The 20770-nt window shown below is 33.8% G+C and carries 10 protein-coding genes; 2 read left to right on the top strand and 8 right to left on the bottom strand.

All coding sequences use genetic code 11. The annotated features are described in order from the left end of the window. Window positions 1–143 precede the first annotated feature (143 nt). The 5 genes from ABX784_RS08935 to ABX784_RS08915 all read right to left on the bottom strand — a co-directional run bounded on the left by ABX784_RS08935 (window position 144) and on the right by ABX784_RS08915 (window position 9617). The gene (locus tag ABX784_RS08935; RefSeq protein ID WP_372654681.1) at window positions 144–2516 is read right to left on the bottom strand and encodes a WD40/YVTN/BNR-like repeat-containing protein; all 2373 of its coding nucleotides are present in this window, start codon (window positions 2514–2516) and stop codon (window positions 144–146) included. Between the two features lie 147 nt (window positions 2517–2663). Next, complete coding sequence (locus ABX784_RS08930; protein WP_372654680.1) at window positions 2664–3944, bottom strand: hypothetical protein; 1281 nt, start codon at window positions 3942–3944, stop codon at window positions 2664–2666. A gap of 124 nt (window positions 3945–4068) precedes the next feature. Continuing rightward, window positions 4069–5322 carry a hypothetical protein gene (locus ABX784_RS08925; RefSeq protein WP_372654679.1) on the bottom strand — a complete coding sequence of 418 codons (1254 nt, stop codon included), beginning with the start codon at window positions 5320–5322 and terminating at the stop codon, window positions 4069–4071. 14 nt (window positions 5323–5336) lie between these two features. Continuing rightward, window positions 5337–6503, bottom strand: a complete 1167-nt coding sequence (locus ABX784_RS08920) for a TolC family protein (protein WP_372654678.1) — start codon at window positions 6501–6503, stop codon at window positions 5337–5339. A 117-nt stretch (window positions 6504–6620) separates the two neighbouring features. After that, entirely contained in the window at window positions 6621–9617 is a 2997-nt protein-coding gene (locus ABX784_RS08915; RefSeq protein ID WP_372654677.1) for a hypothetical protein, read from the bottom strand. Window positions 9618–9744: 127 nt separating this feature from the next. On the opposite strand from ABX784_RS08915, the gene ABX784_RS08910 reads away from it, so the two are divergent. Beyond that, window positions 9745–10914, top strand: coding sequence for a M20/M25/M40 family metallo-hydrolase (locus ABX784_RS08910; protein WP_372654676.1), 1170 nt, complete (start codon window positions 9745–9747; stop codon window positions 10912–10914). Window positions 10915–11122: 208 nt separating this feature from the next. Here the strand turns inward: ABX784_RS08910 and ABX784_RS08905 are convergent, their stop codons facing one another. Continuing rightward, window positions 11123–11803: a sugar transferase gene (locus ABX784_RS08905; protein ID WP_372654675.1), complete on the bottom strand. Its 681-nt coding sequence runs from the start codon at window positions 11801–11803 to the stop codon at window positions 11123–11125. A gap of 132 nt (window positions 11804–11935) precedes the next feature. Further along, on the bottom strand, window positions 11936–15037 hold the full coding sequence (locus ABX784_RS08900; RefSeq protein ID WP_372654674.1) for a hypothetical protein: 3102 nt from the start codon (window positions 15035–15037) through the stop codon (window positions 11936–11938). A gap of 39 nt (window positions 15038–15076) precedes the next feature. Here ABX784_RS08900 and ABX784_RS08895 point away from each other — a divergent pair, with 39 nt between their 5' ends. Next, window positions 15077–16096, top strand: a complete 1020-nt coding sequence (locus tag ABX784_RS08895) for a polysaccharide deacetylase family protein (protein WP_372654673.1) — start codon at window positions 15077–15079, stop codon at window positions 16094–16096. Here ABX784_RS08895 and ABX784_RS08890 read toward each other — a convergent pair. Beyond that, window positions 16086–20770: amino acid adenylation domain-containing protein (locus ABX784_RS08890; RefSeq protein ID WP_372654672.1), on the bottom strand; the 4685-nt coding region annotated here is incomplete at its 5' end. The genes ABX784_RS08895 and ABX784_RS08890 overlap by 11 nt on opposite strands.

Below are 20770 nucleotides of genomic sequence, written 5' to 3'. Positions count from 1 at the left end.
TGCACAATACTAGCTAAAGGGTCATTGACTCCCTTGCCTATTTCTACACTCATAAAGTTCTCCTATATATTTTGTCAATATAGCAGAAACTAAACAATTTTCAACGCACCATGTAAAAATGATCCTAACCTAAACGCTTAATATTACTCAGGTTTAGGACCATACATCAATCCATTACCAAAGAATGTATAAAATATCTTACTTGGATCAGAAGGGTCTAATGTAGTATGGTAACCGTTGTGCTGAAGAGGTACGCTTAGGTTCTTTTTCCACGTCTCTCCACCATCCCTAGTGTAAATTAAACCACCATCACCCCATGTACCCTCAATTTGCCACCGACCATTCAAATAAATGCTATTTGAATCATTTGGATCCATAACAATAGATGTAGGATGTGTGTATTGAATATGCCGGTACCAATTTTCACCTCCATCCTCAGTTTTCCATATACCAGTGGCAAGCCAGTTCTTATTATTTTCATAATCACCAAGCCAAATTGTTTGTCGGTCACTTCCTTCGGAAAAATCAACTGCAAACGCCGTAGGATAGTACCAAAGCTTATATTGCTCTTCTACCTCTTGTGGATGATGAACAACTCCTCTCAACAGTCTCCAAGAGGTGCTGCCTGAGTCTACTTCTAAAATATATAAACCTGTTTCTTCTCTATTACTAAATTCAGGAGCGTCACCTGTAACTAACGCATAAACGTTTCCATTCTCTGGATCAACCTCAATCTGAGGAATCACTTTTACACCACTTGGTAAACCTGAATTAATATAACTCCAAGTTTTACCAGCGTCAGGAGAATATATTACTCCATCTCCATGTGAACCAGCGTAAATCCTGTCTTCATTCTGATCATAGGCAATTGTTAAAAATTGACGATTAAAATCGTCATCAAGAGGAGTGACTCTTATCCAGCTATGCCCTTTATCTTCAGTCTTAAAGACACCACCACTCCCCTTATGAGGCCATGAGTGCCATCCTTCAGGATAGTCATGAGAACTGCCGGAGACAGCGAAAGCGATATTTTCGTCATTAGCAGGAAAAGCATAATCATAATTACTATTATAAAGCGCCTGCGAAATTCTGAATGTTTTTCCACCATCCTCTGTAACCATTCCTCCAATATCTGCCATAGCAGCGTAACCTAGCTTTGGGTTAGCCGGATGGAAAGAGAAGTTATAGACAGTAGTTACCTCTAACCCAATAGACTTCCACTTTTTACCTTTTACCTTCTCTCCAACATCTGCATATTCTGTAAATGGTGCCGACCAATAATCACCACCATCTCTAGAAACATGTAAGAAAAATTGTCCAGAGCCAGCAACAGTTGAAGAGTTTCTTAAGTTAATTTCAAAACTTTCATAACCATCATCCCACCATCCTTGCTCAATAGCAGGAGCACTATATTCTATTTTCTCTTCAGGCCAGGCAGCGTAAGGTGTAACATCCCAGTTATACTGATGTAGTTTTAAATCAAAGTTTGATCCACGATTTACACTTTTCCAAACTTTTGTTCCATATTGCCTAATCCAATACCTACTACCAGTTGTAAAAATAGTTTTAGAATCATTTTCGGCCATCTTAATATGATCGCCACCAACTTGATTAGTTTGTGAAAACGTACCATCATAATTTCCAACCCATAAAAAACCACAGTGTTTAATAGTCTCTTCAACTCGGTCAGCACCTTCCTCGGATTCAAAATCAAACGCCCAAGAACAAGCATCAATACCATTATCATCAATAAAAGATAGAGTGAGCCCACTCGAGTCTCTCCCAGCGGTAAACTTTCTAATACTTAAACCATTTGTAGGAGTATAGAACTTACTAAAACTCTCTCCACTATCAATAGATTTATATATACCATCAGCAACTGCATGATAAATAACATGGTCACTTTTTGTAGTGTAATCTATATAGGTACCAAGAGAGTCTGTATAAAAGTCAGATATTCGTGTCCAGTTTTGACCTTGGTCTCGACTAATTATCATTCCCTTAGTCGTTCCACTTATCATTAAGTTTTCATTATAACTATCTCCACGCCAATACCTAATATATTCATCATCATCAAGACCAATATTAATACGATCCCAGCTTTTTCCTCCATCAACACTACGGACAGGAAATTGGCCTCCAGGAGCATGAAACAAAACATCAGGGTTTGAAGAAAACCCTACAGAGACAGCATGATCGATATCTGGAGAGAATACTGTTTCAAGATGATAAACAGCATCCCACGTTTTTCCAAAATCGACACTTCTAAACAGAGTTCCCATATCTGTCCCAACAAACCATAGAGAGCTATAAGGAGAAATAGAGATCCCACTCATTGCACCACCACCACCAATTCCTAATATTTTATACTCTGAAGATTGGCGATCATCTAAATAAGACTTTGATTCAATATCATCAGACCGAAACTCTCCTTCGTCTTCAGAAGGAACCTCAACTTTACAACTGAATGTAAAAATAAGAATAGATATAAAAAATAACCCATTTAGCGACTTCATAAATTCTCCTTGAGAAGCTTATCGACTCTTCACTCAAAGGTATGAATAAAATAAAAGGGTAAATAGATGTGGAATATATTGCAATTAGAAGTAAAAAAACCCCTTAGACAAGGGGTTTACAATAGTACTGACTTAAAAAGGTCGGTATTATAAAGACTGAGCAGCAGTAATACTATTCATGATAACATTGAAGAATACACCATCTAAAACAAGCTTACCTTCAACTTCAGTAACACCAAGAACAAGTTTTCGTTTATTTTTTGAGTCTACTAGCTCAAGTACACCTCTACCTGCATTATATTTAACTTTAGAAAAATTCATAAGAACATTTCTATTATATAGAGCTCCTTCAATTTTTGGAGAATCAGAACGTCTTTTTAAAACCTTAAGAGTAAGATCTATATCACCAACCTTTAGATCATACTTACCAATGAAGTCTTCAGTATTTAAATCTAACTTATCAGTTCCCTCAGATACTTGACGAGTTCCAACAATTTGAGATCCAGTGAACTCAGCAGTACCAAACCTTTCAGAGAAAAACACTCCACTAATACTTCCTGATTCAGGGTCTAAATCAAATTTTACAGCTGTACCAGAAAAGTTTTGTTGATTACTATATACGTCCTCATTACTAAAAAGTGTATTACCAAGTATTCCTGCTTGATAAAAAGCAAACTTTTCTAATCTAGCTCCTGAGTTATTCATAGTAATAACTAAACCTGAGTTAGAGTTCGAATCCATCACAGAAATTCTATCGATTTTTATTTGTTCATTTAATTCAGGATCAACAAAAGTTACAGAATAAACACCTTCATATTTAGGTTCAAGTAACATAACCTTTTTAGTCATACTGTCTACGAGATTTACAGCAGACTCATAAAGATAGTATTCATCACCGACTGTTCTAACATGTTCTTTAGCAAACTCAGCAAAGGTTACGACTTCATTAATTTCACTAATTGTTTCATACTTTTTAGATAAGTTGTGCATTGTAGACAAAAAACCATACCTTGCAGATTGAACAGGTTGTTCTTTAAAAAGTTCAATTAAAAAGTCAGAATCAACAGGTGTAATTTTAATGTACTCAATTGAAACATCACCTAAAAACTCCTTAGCATCACGACATGACCACTTATCACATCCATCAAGTTCTTCATAAACAGGAACTAATTTCTTAAATTCAGTATAAAGATTTATTATAGCTTCATTTGAAAGTCCTTCCATTTTATCTTTTAGGAAGTAAACCAGCTCTCCTCTAGCATTGAGACTCATTGATCTAATACGACTCTCAAGGTCATCTTGACATAAAAGTAATCCAGTTGTTTCCAAACACTTATCAATAGATTCTGCAGTTGGAACTAAAAGTGCATTCATCCCCTGCACGTTCAATGTTATAAATAATGATAATGATATTAATAGTGATCTCATCTGAGTATCTCCTAAAGTTATTGTATTTAATATTTCTTTAATAATGCTAAATTTTAATTCATACTTCATATTCAAATAACCTCAGTAAAGAATGAGGTAATTCGATAGGCCATCTACAAACTTATTAATGCTTGTAAAACCCTGAGATATCCAAACTGGCCTTACTTGCAAAGTTGAAATCATCAAACGATGATAATGATTTATATTTTGCTAAAGCAAAGTCTCTATAGTCACTTAGTAAGTCTAAAGAAATTCTTAGTGCATTATCATCACTTATAAGACCATATTCATTATTATCAATTACTTCATTGAAGAGTGCTAAAGATTGATTATAAATTGAAGAATGATGCTTAGATAATTGAGTTGAAGAAAGTAATTTATCATAGCTCCCAATTAAATTAACTCTGACTTTTCTTGCCTCACTATTTTCTCTTAGTTGAGCTTGTCTGTGCTCAGCTTCAGCAAGTCTAACTCTCTTACCATAAGAAAAACGTAATCCTCCAAATGTAATAATAGACCATTTAGTTGATTTAACCTTAGCCTTATAAGCAGCAGTGAGATTGGCATAAAATAGAAATTTTGAATTTTTATAAAGCGAATCATGTTTGAGACTATTAACATCAATATCTTTGATTTTTTCTAAATCAAGTACAGACTCAACCGGAGCAATGCTATCTACAGGAGTATCAAATGAAATTGCTAATAAATTTCTAAAAGCTTCTAATTCTTTAATATAAAGCATTTCAATATCAAGTCTTTCAATTCCTAGATAAAGAAGTCTTTTATTTAATTCTGTTTCCAGAGCAATTCTTTCTTCTTCTTGCTCTTGAGTTTCTTCTTCTTGCTCTGTTAGTCTATCCTGATAAAATGATGTTATAAGTTCAGCTTCAAGATCAATTGTTTTTAGCACCATTTCATGAATAAGAATGTCATAATATAGATGTGCCATATCATTCTCAATACTCTCTTGCATTTGTTTATAATTATAGTATTGAGCTTTCCTTATATACTTCTTACTTTTCACATTAAAAGCTTTCATAGGAATAGATAGAATCGCTTCTGTAATTACTGCTTCCCAAAGGTAATTTAAACCTAGAGACATCCCGAGAGCTTGACCAGTTGAGAACGGGCTAAATTGAGAACGAGCAATATTGACTTCTCTCTTAGCTTTAAAGTAATTTTCATGAGATAGCTCTATATCAATATTTTGATTGACCGAAGTATCTTTCAATTCTCCTAATGAACTATCCTCTTCATTAACAACTGAAATCTCATTTAATCTAGACTCAAGTGTTGAAAAGATAGCAGGGAGTTTCCCATGAGTAATTCCTATAGAAAGTATCGCTGCTATTAATATTTTTAAGATGTACGCATTCATATAAAATCCCAATATTAAAGGTTAGCTAAACTTGCAGGAACTGTTGGAAGATCAAGCATATTGATACCTAAAACCCTCTTAAGCCTAATCAGTAAGATCTCTTTTTCATACTTAAGTGAAGTTAGCTTTCTCTCTAGAACAAGAGAATCAATTTCTGCATCTTTGACTTCTATAAAATCAACTAGCAAGTTGTCATAGTCTAAATTAACATTCTCTAGATTTTCATCTGCAATTTCTTTAAGTTGCTTATAACTTTCTACTTTCTGTTCAATTCTATTAATAAGAGTGTAAAGGCTTGCAACCTGATTTCTAATTTCAATGATAGTTTTTTTCTTTTCAAGCTCAACTTGTCTTACATTAGACTTAGCAACTCTAACTCTAGCTGGATAATCAAACCCAATTCCTGACCAAGAAAGCCAAGAAATGGCCTCAGAGTCTTCTCTGTACTCAGCAGCTTCTAATAAATAATCAAACTGCTTCACTTCGAAACTTCTTTCGACAGCAAGATCAGCGGCAACTTCCACACTCTCAGGGTAATCAAAGTAAATATTATCAAAGCGAGGCTTCTCTAATGATATAGCCTCAGTTAAATCATCTACTCTTAAAATTAGCTTAAGTGCAAGCTCCTGAGTATCAATAACTTCTTTAGTAACTAGAGTATTTGTACCAGCGACAATCGAACTTCTATGGTAGTTATTGTAACGAGAAAATGACATGTCCCCTAATACATAAGACTCATAAGAACGATTTTTAATCTCATCTTTAATTGCTTTCTCTTTTTCAAATGATACAAGAAGTTCTTTGTTAAGATTCATGATATAAAATGTTTTTTCTAGATCTAGAATCATATTCTTTTGAACTACACGGCGATTTACTGAAGCGGCCTTTGCCATCTCTTTTGCAGCTTTAGCATCAAAATACTTGTATGGCTCTGGAATTACAGATCTTAGGATTGTATATTCATAATCATATAAGAACACATCAACATTAACACTTGGAAGAAGATCTAAAGTTCTTACACTTGCAGTTTCTTTTGCTTCAATATAGTTTTCGTACGCGAGAGCAATGTTTATATTGTCATCAATAACAGTATCTTTCATGTCATTTAAAGTTAGATAACTTGTAGCAAATACATTTGAAGTGAATAAAAGTACTGCTAAAGCAGGCACGCGTATTTTCATGCTTTTCTCCGATTTAAAATATTATTACTTTATTTATGAATACCTAATACCAAATAAAACAGGAGGGTCGTGTAATTTCTCATTTATTTGTAAATATTATAGATTTAAAAAAAGTTACTACTTATTAATCCAAAGAATAGTATTCTCTCCTAGAGCAGTAACAGTACCTGAATATACGTCAATGTTATGAAACTTCTCTTCTAGCCTAGATTGTCTAGATTCACTCAACTCTAAGTAACCGTAATTTATAGATAAATCTGGATATATCTCGGAGCCACTTTCGAAGCTGAATAAATCAAATATTACCCCACCAACACCTTGAAGATCACCTCTACCGGCATTTAACCTCCATATAAGAGCATCTCCTGCAGACTTAGTGTAATCTTCACTTTGAACAGAGAAATCTATTCTTGATGGTAATTTAAAGACTTCCTCTGACACAGTTAATAGGCTTAATTCATTATCAGAATATTGAAAGTAGTTATCTCTGTAGAAATAACTTATGGCCGAAAGGTCTAATCTCTCTAATTTATTAAAGCTATACTTATAAAAAGTTCTATTGCCTGACGGCTCATAGTAGCTCCCCATATCTGTTAATAATAAAATTCCATCGTTAGTGACTTCATAATGATCAAGGAAGTTACTTAAAAATAGTGAGGATTTAAGCCTAAATTTCTCCAGACTTGAAATAAAGATATTTTTCTTAACACTATCGACATCTACAGAGTACGCAAGAGTTTTAGCAGGTTTTGAGTAGAACTCAAGCTTTGATTTACCATTAACTAGGCAAGAGAATTCATGATCTTTTAATTTATAAAGAAAAGGACAATATCTATCTTCATCTTTGTATGAAAATTGACCTACTATAAAGCTATCATCTAGATAGATCTGATCAACCTTACCTTGATAAAATGAATCTAAAGTTGAAATTTTTTCAAGTTCATCTAACTTTATGATATGCCCACCATTACTTGTCCAAATGAGCAGGATGTCTTTATAGTCCTCTACTGAGTGAATAACTCCTTCTGATACTTTAGAAAGCTTGAGAGTTTCAATATCGACAACAATAACTGATGAGCTATCATAGAAAATAAAAGAATTTTCATTTTGAAAACTCTTAACTTTTCCTGAAAATTTATAGAGCTCAGAGAGTCCACTAGTAACATTTGCACTTAGTACATTATTCTTTATAGAGAAGTATTGTCCTCGACTATGGAGAAGGAGTTCTTCTCCCTTTTGAGCTTTTCTAACGCTTTCACTCGAAATTAAGTCAACAATTTCCATATTATTGAGTAAGGCGAAACTATTTTTTGCTATAAATAATGAATCAAATTTACCAAATACAAAAGTGCTCACATCTTTTAATAAACCTAATTTTCGATCTATCGAAGCTCGAGGGTCTGAATTAAACAATGGAATTCTCTTCTCCCATTCATCTAATGAAAGCTCAAAGTCTAGCTGCTTAATAGTTTGTGAAAAGATACGAGCTTTATCTTCAACACACTTCTTAGAATTATCATAATAATCACATAGGTCATGATAGCGAGAATAATTTTTTAGAATTTGAGCATCTATATGGTACGTGTGGTAATCCCACCAGTTTCCTGAATTTGAATTACAACCATACGTACAATCTGTTTCACTTAAGCGCTCTTCTCTTTTGGAAAAAAGATCTTTTAAGTTTTGCGAGTAAGAAATAAAGTGATCAGAGAAGTTTAATCCCCACCTTTTCTCTAGGGAGACACTTGGGTCACTTGAATAAAGGCCACTTTCCCAAATATAGAGAATATCTGAAAGACTAAGCTTTAATCCCTCTATAAAGACAAAAGTGCTATTAAGCCCATGTATCCATTTTTGGTGGGTATCTCCCTCCTCATACTTATATGTTGAAAAAATTAACTCATACTTTTTAAACTTCTCTTCAACCTTTCTATCACGACTTGGAGTACTCCAATTATCCCAGTTAAAGCTCCCTTCAGAGCAGTCATTAACACTACAGAATGAAGCTCCTTTTTCAACTATATCAACTCTTTGATTGATATAATTTTTTAACTCCTCTAGTGAAAAGTCTAAAAGTGAAGCAATAGAATGAGAAGGCTTAATTCTCTTAAATAAAGATTTATAAAACTCTTCACCTTTTTCAAGCCCATCTCCTTCGAATTGATTAGGGCCATAATCAGGATGCTCTTCATGTCTAGCAAGCCTCCATGACCGTCTAGTTCTAATGGGCCACTTATGTGCAAGTATCTCTAGAGAGCCATCAGTAGGCCAACCCTCATCAAGATATATTTCTTTGATAAGTAGTCTTCTATCTCGTGGAGATGTTGATGCCCAAGTATATAATGGTATAAAGTTGTTCTCAGCATAATCACTTTGTGAAAAAAGACGTGTATGCCAAGAGTTATTCTTATTATTGATAATATATCGACCAGCGATTAATCCCTCTTGGTCTAATTTTACAGGAAAACTATCACGCTCTAATGACCAACTAGTAGTACTATTCATTAAAAAGTTCAGTGCTCTTAAAAATAACTGATCGCTATACCAATTCTTATGTCTTGGTAATTTACGCCACTTTCTTGGTACATCATCTTGCGTAAACAAGTCTCCAGTTGATGTCAGCCGATTAGCAGCTGGAAGCTTGTATTTACGAGCAAAGATCCATCTAAGCCCTACAACAATGTCAGCACAGTCTGTTTCAATTTTGTGACGATAAAAAAATTCTGAATCAACTTCTTTCTCTATCCAAGAAGCATACTTTTGCTCCCATTCACTGTTCCAGTAATTTTCAACAATCCAGAACTCTTTTGATTTTCGCTTACCACTATCAGATAGAAGAGACCACTTAGATAACTTACCTTCCTTAAGAGAAGGATGTTTTTTAGCTAACCACAGGCTAGCCTCCTTACTGTTAGTAAATACATTAGACTCAACAAACTCCTGAAAATCGCCACGATTTTGCTTAAAAACAGTAATTTTATAATGGTTATTTTCATTTAGAAGAGTTGCAAATTTTCGAAATGTGGATGTTTCTGACTTATAAGTAATAGGAAATGCATTCACAGCGCTAGCGACTAATAGAAATAGAATTGAAATTAGAGTCTTAAGCATCATAAATAATTTCCTTGTAGAGCGTATATCTACAGCTTTCTATGCCCCCTATCAATAAATATGTAATAAATTTATAAAAATGGTTATTAGGGTAACTACTGTGCTAAGTATCTCTTAACTGGAGAAGTGTATGAACAAAGTATTAATTTTTAGCTTATTAGTATCAACGTCAACTTTTGCTGAAAGCAAGTGGGTTTCATTCGATCAAGAAGTGAAGCAGGCCCTAGAAGATAATAATAAATCAAAGCACTTAGGCATTCTACCAATAAGCTTAACAGATGGAGTTTATTATTCAAAAATTAAGAAAGAAAACCTTCCAAAGCTATCAAGGTTCATAAAGAAGTCATTAAAACGTCATGGAGGCTTTATACAGCATCCAGAAAGGCCTTCAGCAAGAAAAAGAATACTTAGTCAAAAATCATGGCGCGAAAATAATATCAAATATTCTATAAACAAGAAAACTGAAGTTAAAGTTGCAATGGATCTTCTTAGTGAGCCAAATATATCAAAAGATATTATTCATTTAACTTCCTACCACACAAGATATCATGCCAGTAAAGAAGGCCTTGAGACTATGCAGTGGATCTATAATAACTGGAAAGAATTAACGGCTCACAGAAATGATGTAAGCATAGAATATTACAAACATAAAGAGTCTCCACAACCATCAGTAATATTAACTATAAAAGGAAAGAGCGATAAAAGAATCATTGTCGGAGGACATGCTGACTCAATCAATACAGATGATGAAGGTATTCACTCCCATGCACCAGGCGCAAATGATAATGCAGCAGGTATAGGAGTTTTAAATGAAATACTTCGCGTATTGATGAAAACGAATTTTAAGCCCACTAAGACTGTTCAGTTCATAGCCTACGCTGCAGAAGAAGTTGGAATCCTAGGATCTTATGAAATAGCAAGAGAGTATGCTGAGAAAGATATTGAAGTCGATGGTATTCTACAAATTGATGGTGTGAATTATAAGGGAACAACTTATGATATGGCACTCATTGACGACAATACATCAAAAAAGCAAAATAACTTCCTTGCCATGATCATAGATGAGTATTTAAAAGTGAATTGGGGCTATGTACCTTGTGGTTATGGATGCTCTGATCATGCTGCCTGGAACTATGAAAGCTATCATGCAAGCTTTCCTGTAGATGCTATTCCAAGTGAGCAAAACCCCTATGAACACACTTCTGAAGACACCTTTGATAAGTCAAACAACAATGCTGTTCATGCATTAATGTTTGCTAAGATCGGAGTCGCCTACACTATAGAGCTTGATAACCTATAGACACAATTTATTAAAGCTCTCTCTCTGCTGTCTGTAGGAGAGCGAGCTTTATCAGTACAGGCCTTAAATTGAGAGAATATTCACATAGTTAAAGCTTAGAGAAACTAAGTATTAAATTAATCGATACACTATTAATTCAATATTCATTTTTGACAAAAAAAGCCTGCATATTAGCAGGCCATGTTTTCATAAAAATATTTGATTCTGATTAAGCTGAAAGCTCAGAGAAAGATTTAAAAAATACCATCTTTTTAATTGTGTAGTAACAAATCATAACATTAAAAAGAAGAGATTCTTTATTATCAATATAGAAACTATCATAGACAATTTTCTCTTTAGCTACTGCATCATATGGTAAACAAATCTGAGCAAAGCCTGTTATTCCAGGCTTAACTAGCTTTCTCTTTGTATAATTTGGAATACTTTGATCATAGTCTTCAACAAACACTGGTCTCTCTGGACGTGGGCCAATAAAAACCATTTCACCTCGAAGAACATTTAGTAACTGTGGAAGCTCATCAATATGTGATTTTCTTAAAAGCTTACCTACTTTAGTTACACGAACATCATCTTTAGTTGCCAAAACTGCACCAGTCTTAGCTTCAGCATCAGTAAACATAGTTCTAAATTTAATGATTTCAAACTCTTTACCATCTTTACCAACTCTAACCTGCTTATAAAACACAGCTCCATTTGAGCTAAGCTTTATTACAGCAGCAACAGTTAACAATAGAGGTGAAAAAAGTATAAGCATTATAAGAGCGAGTACTCTAGAGATAAATCCACTACAACGATCCTCAACTTTAACAGCACTAAACAGTGGATTATTCGTATAGAAATACCCTGTAATATTAAAATTTGTTAAGCTAAAAAATTCAGTTGCAGACATGAACTCCCCCAATCTCAATGATTAATTTAGCCGGAATTTAGCATCAGCATAATTCTAATGCAGTAACTTTTTCATAATAGAATAAAAGTTACATAGTCCTGACTAAAGTAGTGATTGAGAAAGAGGTATATACTATAGCTTCTTAAGAAAGTAAAAAACTTTTGTTCTTATTTCTCCGCTAGAAAGAAGTTTAGGAGGCTTATTATTTATATATCCTTTTTTTCTATCGAGGATATTTTTATTACGAATAGTTTTAAGCCAAGACAGAGCTTTTTTTCCCTGATGTCCCGAGGACTTTGCCTTTATCTCTAAAAATTTTAATAATTTGTAATCTATGACTCCTTGAATTGCTTGCTCATATTTAATAGTAGACAGGAGTTCACCTGAAGAAGTCGGGTACAACATCATTGCATCATTCTCACGACCATCTAAGTCATAGTAAGGATAGTTTTGATTCGCACTCAAGTGCCACCCTAGTAAATGAGATAGCCCTTTAGACCTTAAAACATACAGCCCTGCGCCAAAAGCAAATTGAGGATTATCCAGAGGAAGACTAGCCGGATTATATATCCCCCATTTCTTAATATTACGGAGCTCTTTATTATTCAGGTTGGAGTATGAGCCTTCATCAAAGATTTTATTAATTCTTCTATGAGATTTATCCATTGAAGAAAAACCTCCTAAAAGTAAGAAAGGAGCTTTCTTTTTAAGTTTTGTTCCAATAGAAATATCCTCTTTCATACGATCAGAGTAACCACCGGCCTCATCTGAAAAAGTATGGACGAATTTTGGCCATTGCTTCAATTTCTTCTTAAAGAGATTTATCTCTGCAGAATTAGACTTAAGTAGATATTCTGTAAGGTCTTTATCAGAACCGTACGAAAATACGGTTCTTATTTTATTACTAATTTTTGCAGAGTTCATTATGTTATTAAAGAGAGGGTCTGTAGGATCATTAGCAGTACTGAAAGTTGTAAAACCATCTTTAGTAACTCTTTCCAAGTACTTGAAGGACCAATCTTTTATACTTTTATTTACATCACTTGAATTATAATCTGTACGATAGTACTTGTAGGATAATGGGTTGAATCCAAGAAATCCAACAGGGATGTCTAAGTCATCTAACGACCCTTTTAAAATATTGATACTAATTGGAAAGGAGTATGCCTTATCTCCAAGCTTTATTTTAGCAGTTAAGTTTAGATTACTTTGCGCGCAACTTTCTAAGACAACAAGGTTTAATAGAAGCTGATTGTTTATTTTTGTAGGTATTATACTTTTAGTATTTAATTTTCTTAACTGCTTTGTACCTATTATATATGTTTCATGGTTACGGTCTTGAGAGATAAATTGATATTGACCTCTATTCCACTCATAAGAAAAACACTTACTCTGTTTTGATTCAACACTAATTTCTAGTGATTCCTCATTATTACTAAAGGCAACAAAGTTGAATACATTCTTTACTCCTCTTAATGTAGATTTATTAATTTTTTTCTTAGCTACTCTATATACACCTAAAGGCGTCACTCTAGATAAACTATCAAGAACTGATACGTGAGTCTCTTGAACGTCCTTAATAACACCAGGAGAATATCGACCAATAAGTTTGAAGTCATCTCTTAATTGTCTATTTAACTTCTCTATAAACTCTGCTCCCTTCTTTTTTTCAATAACAGGGTAAATGGCCATCCAATTTAGGGCAATACCAGACTCATCACCAGAGAGAACAAGCTTTAACTGATTGTTTTTTACTTCTACCTCATATTCAAGAGGTTTAAAAACATCTGATAAATAAAGATCCCAGGGGTGGTCCCCATGAGAAGGTTCAATATTTTCAAATCTAAGGAAGTCTTTTAAATATTCATCGACATTTGATCTAGTTTCTATTTTCACAACTTCATCTTGGATTGAAAGTGTTCTCTTATGCCAAAATGGAACATCCCAATAACCTAACATATTCCAATTCAGGAAGATTTTATACTTACCGTTTGGTAAGCGAACCTTGAATTCATTCTCGTTAACTAAGAGGGTATCTCTATTTAATTTATCTGAATATATTGAGTCATGACTCTTGTCGACCTTCTTTGAAAAGCCAAACTCATCATTAGCTGTAAGAACATGAAAAGGAGTAACGGGGTTGAAGCAATCATAAGCATCATCAGATCTCTCTACAAAATCAAAAAGTCTAAGTCCTTTGAATGTCTGCACATGTTTTCTCTTCCTCAACGTGATCCTCTTTAAAGAAATCAAATCAGAATTAGGGAAGCGTCCATCAGGGTCTATTGACAACCAAATTTTAGTCAACGCTTCATAATCTATCTTCCTTCCATCCTTTGTAGATCCACGTTCTCCAACTGCTCTTTTCAAAGGAAACAGAATTGTATTGTCACCACGAACTAGAGTTGATTTAAAATTTAACTTACTCCAATATCCATCACTTTCAATATCTTCAATGGCCATTTGAACTTCAGACATGCTTCTATCTTGAAGATTAATTACAAGTTCGATGAAATCATAACTAGACCAAGGAATATCACTTAGAGATGCAATATCTAGATTATAAAACTTAGCTTTTTCTAGGTGAGCAACTTTTTCACCGATCACATTTAAAAATGAATTAAACGGTGAATAGTCTTCACCTCTAGGATAAATATCTCTAACTTCATCTCTTGCCTTTTGCAGACATCTTTCATCCTCAATATACTTAAAAGGCGTAGGATCTATGTAGTTTAAGGTATAGGAGATATCTTTCGACTTATTAGTATTAATAGAGAAATCATCTATCCACACGCTACCTGTTGATTGTAATCGGAACCAAAAAGAGAGTTCACCATTCTTAACTTTGACTGGACACTTTACAAGACTCCAACCAAATGAGCCTCGAATATCTTCAAAACAACTCTTCTCGCCGTGGCCACCATCATAGAAAGTCCAAAACGATCTATTCCACTTCCCTTCTTGAACTCTAGAGCCCTTTATCCAAAAGGAAATTGTATATTCGTTGCGATTGAGATTAGTAAACTTTCTATAGAAGGTAGATTTTTGATTTGTAGAGACTGATAAGTGAAGAGAGCCATTTTCTTTCTGACCAACATACTGATCATATATGTGGATTCCATTCCCCCATCCTGACCATTCCTTATGAGTAAAACTGTCAGATATAGAATAAGAGTTACTAGAGAAGAGTAAACTAAGGAAGAAAATACTAAAGGAAAAAAAATGATTCTTCATATATAATAGTTCCTATACGTGAAATAAAGGCTGAATTTAATGCGCAAAATTAAAATATTTATTTTTAAAATTTTAAAAATAGTTGGTGTATTTAATCTTACACTATTCTTAACACGTAAAAAGCTAAGAATATTTTGCTATCATGGCCTCTCCTATGAAGATGAACACCTTTTTATACCAAGCTTATTCATCGCTCAAGACACTTTTCTGCGACGAATGAAGATATTAAAAAAGTATAATATCAATGTACTTAAACTTAATGATGCACACGAAAAGAATATAAGAGCAGAAATAAATAAGCCAAGTGCTGTCCTTACATTCGATGATGGCTTTATCAGTACTTTTGAACTGGCTTTGCCAATTCTAGAAGAGTATTCATACGATAGCACTATTTACATTACAAGTTACTATCAAAAGTATCAAAACCCTATTTTTAGACTAGCAGTAAGGTATTTCTTCTGGAAAAAGAAGCCTACAAGAGAACTAGTAAAAAAATTAGACCTTCCTGTTAAAAATCATAAGATGTGGGAAATTATAAAGTATGGGGAAACAGAATTAAAGGAAAATGAAAGACAAGAATTATTAGAAAAAATTAGAATAACATTTGGCGTAGAGATTTCAAAAAACTTAGAAAGTAAATTTATGAAACTTGATACAAATAAGAATATTCTCGAAGCATATAAAAATGGTGTTGATATTCAACTTCATACACATAGACATAGACTCCCTATAGAAAGAGAGCAATGTGAAAAGGAAATTCTAGAAAACAAAGCGTACTTAAAAGAGCTTCTTGGTGTAGAATTAGATCATTTTTGCTATCCATCTGGAATTTGGAGTCCAGAACACTTACCTATCCTAAAGGATCTTGGAGTCAAAACAGCTACTACTTGCGACCCAGCTCTCATAAATCCGAGTACGGATCCTTTAGCTTACCCACGTTTTTTAGATAGCGATGAAAAAACAGATATTGAATTTGAGGCCGATTTATGTGGTATTACTCACATTCTAGTTGTCCTGAAAGAACTCGTTGGAATTAATACCAAGACGACTACCTACTAAGTATCTCTTTTAGCAATACTCTTGCATCTTTAGACTCTACAATTTCATCATGAGTAGAGTCAGTATAATGAACTTCAATACTACCAACCATACCATCCCACCCAAGGTTTGGATCTGCACTTCTTCCAGAGTTAGTTTTTCTACCTCTAATCATAATTAAATGGTCTTCATATTTAGATACTTTATGACTTCTCATAAGCTTAAAGTTATTTAATTCTACAAAGTAAAACCTTAAATCATGAGGAATAGATCTTCCAAGAAGCTTATAAAATGAAAGTGATGCTTTATTAAAGTAGTGATTCAATTTACATCGAAGTTTTTCAAATATTTTGGAACAAGTAATCTTCTTTCTACGAGATCTCTTTTTTGTATAGTTTGGACCAAAAGTATCAAGCATAATTAGCTTTTCTATATCTTCGCCCTCACGACTTAAAAAATTAGCAACCTCATAAGCAACTAGCCCTCCCATAGAGCCTCCAATAAAAGTAAGAGGACCATTTAGAGGTAAACTCATGATCTCCAAGGAGTATTCTGTAATCATCTCATCAAAGTCTTTACATAGTTCTGATACACCATCAATGCCAGTGGACTGCAGTCCATATATTGGCCTATCAGAAGGAATAGACTTGAAGAGAATTCTATAATTTAAAACATTCCCACCGACACCATGGAAAAAGAAAACAGGTTTGCCACCTGTGCCAGGTCGCATTAGGACAAGGGATTTATAAGTAGTATCTACTAAACTATTTTCATTACTGCTAGAAGTATTACCTACTTCTGTAGAAGTTAGCTCATGGTCAATATGCGCAGCCAGCTTACTAATTGATCCGTGATCAAAGAGGACACTTAAGGGTAGATTAAGACCATATTTATCAAATATTTTACCAAATAATTCTACAGAGAGTAAGGAGTGACCTCCAACATCGAAGAAATCATGATTGATATTGATATTAGGAATAGATAAAAGTTCACACCATATCTGATGAATGTCCTCTTCAGTCTTAGATAAAGTGACATCAGAAACAATATTTTCATTACATTTCTTATCAGAAATATTTTGTACAGACGGTAAACTCTTTCGATCTATTTTTTCATTTAAGGTCATAGGAAACCTATCCATTTTTATAAAATGAGATGGAATCATATAATTAGGTAGTTTCTTTTGTAAATGTTGTCTTAAATTAGTAACATTAATATCGCCTTGACTAATATAATATGCAACAATTCTAACATCTCCAGGCCTATCTTCTCGTACAATGACGACTTGTTCTTTAACTCCAGGAAAAGATGCTAAAACAGATTCAATTTCTCCAAGCTCTATTCTATAGCCTCTAACCTTGACCTGCCCATCATTGCGCCCCAGACACTCAAGATTACCGTTTGTATCGTATCGAGCAAGGTCGCCAGTATCATAAATGATGTCGTTTGGAGAAAAAGGTGATTGAATAAATTTCTCATCAGTCAGGTCTTTACGATTAAGATAACCAAGTGCTAGGCCTTTTCCACCGATGAATAGATTACCCGTAACTCCCTGAGGAACAGGTTTAAGCTTATCATCAAGCAGAAATATAGTTGTATTATTTATTGGTCTACCAATTAGGATAGAATTCTCATCTAATGATAATTTTTTGCATGTAGACCAAACAGTTGTTTCTGTTGGGCCATACATATTCCAAACACTTTCACATAAACCTAATAGAGTATGCGCTAAGTCCTTTGGAAAAGGCTCTCCTCCACATAAAACTTTGAAATTCTTGCCACCTTTCCAACCAGAATCTAAAAGAAGTCTCCAACTTGCAGGTGTCGCTTGCATAATAGAGACATTTCTCTCATTTAAGACAGTAGCTAATTGGTCACCAAAGATTGCTGTGTCTCGATCTACTATAACGACAGAAGCACCAGAGATTAGTGGAAGATATAATTCTAATACAGATATATCAAAACTTAGAGTAGTGATTGCACATAAGACATCATCGTTCCCAATACCTGGAGTCTCTTTCATTGATAGAAGAAAATTTACAACACTACTCTGTCCGAGCTGTACTCCTTTAGGCTTACCAGTTGATCCAGAAGTATATATTACATAACACGTCTGAGCTGGTTTAACTAAGAGATTAAGGTTAGATGTATTGTAGTTATCAATATGATTAGAATTAACTATAACTTTTCTTAATCCCTTGAAAATATTTTCATTCTCGTACTCTTGATTAGTAACCAAGACTTTAACTTTAGAATGATCAATCATATAGAATAGTCTATCTTTTGGAAAATCTGGTTCAAGAGGAACATAACCTGCACCAGCTTTCCAGATCCCAAAGATAGAAACAAAGAGATTAATGTCTCTCTTAACTGCGACACCTACAAGATCATCTTCTCTTACTCCCTTTTCAACAAGATAATGTGCGAGCTGATTAGATTTTTCGTTTAACTGTTTATAAGTTAATGAACTACTAGAATCACTAACACAAACTTTATCTGGATTAATTAATACCTGTTTCTCAAACAGACCATGTACAGAGATATCTCTTGGTAAATCTACTAAATTTGAATTATATGTAGAAAGTAGACGTTCTAAATTTAAAGGTGATATCAGATTATTATCACTTATATTACTATTACCATTTTCTCCAATACATCTTAGAATTTCTCTATAATCAAGCGCCATTCTCTCAATTGTTTCCCTCTTGAATAAAGAAGTCATAAAATCAAATCCACCAGACATACCGTTTGGATCACGACGGGCCCAAAAATCTAGATCAGTATGACAAGCTCCCCTTTCAATAGGCACAGTAATATAAGGAAGATCATGCATACCTGCAGTTCTATTAGTTGCATCTTGATACATAAAAAAGCACTGGTAAAGTGGAGTACGACTTGAGTCTCTAGGAAGGTTAAGCTCTCTAACTATATTATCAAAAGGAATATCAGAGTTTGAGTAAGCAGAGCTCACTTGATTCTTAACTTTTAAAAGGTTATGAGAAAAAGATGTATTTATATCTAAGGTAGTTCTAATAGCGATATTAGATGCAAAAAATCCAATCAAATGATTCAATTCATTCCAATGTCTCCCTTGAACAGGCATACCAATAATAAAGTCAACATCACCCGTATATTTATGAAGTAAAACGTTGAGACCTGTTAATAAGACATTAAAGAGCGTTGTATTATGTTTTTTAGCAAATGCTTCTAGTATTACAATCTCTTCCTCTTCCCATTTCATAAAATGACTCTGTCCGTGAAAGTCTACAACAGAAGGTCTTTTATAATCGACAGGAAGATCTAGAACAGGTAGATCACCCTCTAAGGCTTTTAGCCAATATTTTTTTTGTTTTAAAACTGTATCACTTTTAATGAGTTCCTTTTGCCAGATGTTATAATCGAGGTAATTTACATCTGAAGAATAAATTTCTTCGGAGTCTAATCCCATATTTTTCTTATAAAGTTCAGTCATTTCCTTTTGAAAGATGTCATAACACCATCCGTCCCAAAGGATATGATGAATGAGCATATAAAGATAATATTCACCATCAGAAGTTTGATATAATTCAGGGGAGAAGAGATGATCCTCAGCTAGATCAATATTTTGAGATGACTTAAGCTTAAGAGCCTCATATAGACTTTTCTCATCTTTATGTTCTTTTCGAACTTTGAAGTCATAATCTTTTTTCGTAATTTTTAACATTGGTGTTGAAGAGTTCATGACAATATTTGCATTCAATACTGGATGTCTATCAATGAATTCGAAAAGAGATTTCTGAAAAGCTTTAACATCTAAGTTTTTTCCGAGTTTTCTAAAAGAGGGTAAATTAAATAGAGTTGAATCCTCGTTAACTGTTTGAACATACCAAACTCTAAATTGTTGAATACTTAAATTTACGGACTCTCTATTTGAATGTTTTTTCTGAATAGGACTTACAAGACACTTATCATCAGATAGTTCAGAGCACATTGAAGCTAAGTGCCCCACTGTTTTAGCATTAAAAATGTCTTTTAAAGATAATATAAAACCATGCTCTTTTCTAAGCTCGACCATTAATTCACCAGCAAGTAATGAATGACCTCCAAGGTGAAAAAAATTATCTTTTGAACTTATATCTTCGACTCCTAATAAACGGCAACACATTTTCCTTATTTTATCGAATACATCCTCCTCATACTCTACAATTGAATCAGAGTTATTATTTGAAAGGTCTATAGAGTCAACATACTCAGGAATAAATATATCAACATTTATTTCATCTAAAGCTTCATTAGAACTAGTAGTAAGCTCTTTTAGTATCTCTTGATAGGAAGACATCCATGACGCTATTGTCTCTTTTGAAAAGAGTGATGTATTGAACTGATTTTCTATATTTACTTCGTCGCCACAAACAGTGACATTGATGAACATTTCAAAATTTTCAAAGTGTCTAGGATTAGTAACATAGTGACACTTGAGTTTATCAAAATCTAACCCTTGTCCTGGTGGTTGCAAGTCAATATTGAATATAACAGATACGAGTGGAATTCGAGAAAGATCTCTTTCAAATGTTAACTCTTTAAGTAATGAACCAAAAGTAAACTCCTGGTGGTCAATAGCATCCAAGATATTGTTTGAAACATACTTTAAAAAGTCAGGTATTTTCTTTTGTGGTGATACTTCATTTCTAATTGGGAGTAGATTAACACAATGAC

Source organism: Halobacteriovorax sp. (assembly GCF_041587335.1).
Lineage (GTDB): Bacteria > Bdellovibrionota > Bacteriovoracia > Bacteriovoracales > Bacteriovoracaceae > Halobacteriovorax.
The sequence above is the reverse complement of the archived record's forward strand: the minus strand, read 5'-3'. Positions and strand labels throughout refer to the sequence as shown.

What these genes read in the sequence shown, in the direction of transcription:
- ABX784_RS08935 (WP_372654681.1), bottom strand. Translation starts at nt 2,516, where the DNA reads ATGAAGTCGCTAAATGGGTTATTTTTTATATCTATTCTTATTTTTACA.
- ABX784_RS08930 (WP_372654680.1), bottom strand. Translation starts at nt 3,944, where the DNA reads ATGAGATCACTATTAATATCATTATCATTATTTATAACATTGAACGTG.
- ABX784_RS08925 (WP_372654679.1), bottom strand. Translation starts at nt 5,322, where the DNA reads ATGAATGCGTACATCTTAAAAATATTAATAGCAGCGATACTTTCTATA.
- ABX784_RS08920 (WP_372654678.1), bottom strand. Translation starts at nt 6,503, where the DNA reads ATGAAAATACGCGTGCCTGCTTTAGCAGTACTTTTATTCACTTCAAAT.
- ABX784_RS08915 (WP_372654677.1), bottom strand. Translation starts at nt 9,617, where the DNA reads ATGATGCTTAAGACTCTAATTTCAATTCTATTTCTATTAGTCGCTAGC.
- ABX784_RS08910 (WP_372654676.1), top strand. Translation starts at nt 9,745, where the DNA reads ATGAACAAAGTATTAATTTTTAGCTTATTAGTATCAACGTCAACTTTT.
- ABX784_RS08905 (WP_372654675.1), bottom strand. Translation starts at nt 11,803, where the DNA reads ATGTCTGCAACTGAATTTTTTAGCTTAACAAATTTTAATATTACAGGG.
- ABX784_RS08900 (WP_372654674.1), bottom strand. Translation starts at nt 15,037, where the DNA reads ATGAAGAATCATTTTTTTTCCTTTAGTATTTTCTTCCTTAGTTTACTC.
- ABX784_RS08895 (WP_372654673.1), top strand. Translation starts at nt 15,077, where the DNA reads ATGCGCAAAATTAAAATATTTATTTTTAAAATTTTAAAAATAGTTGGT.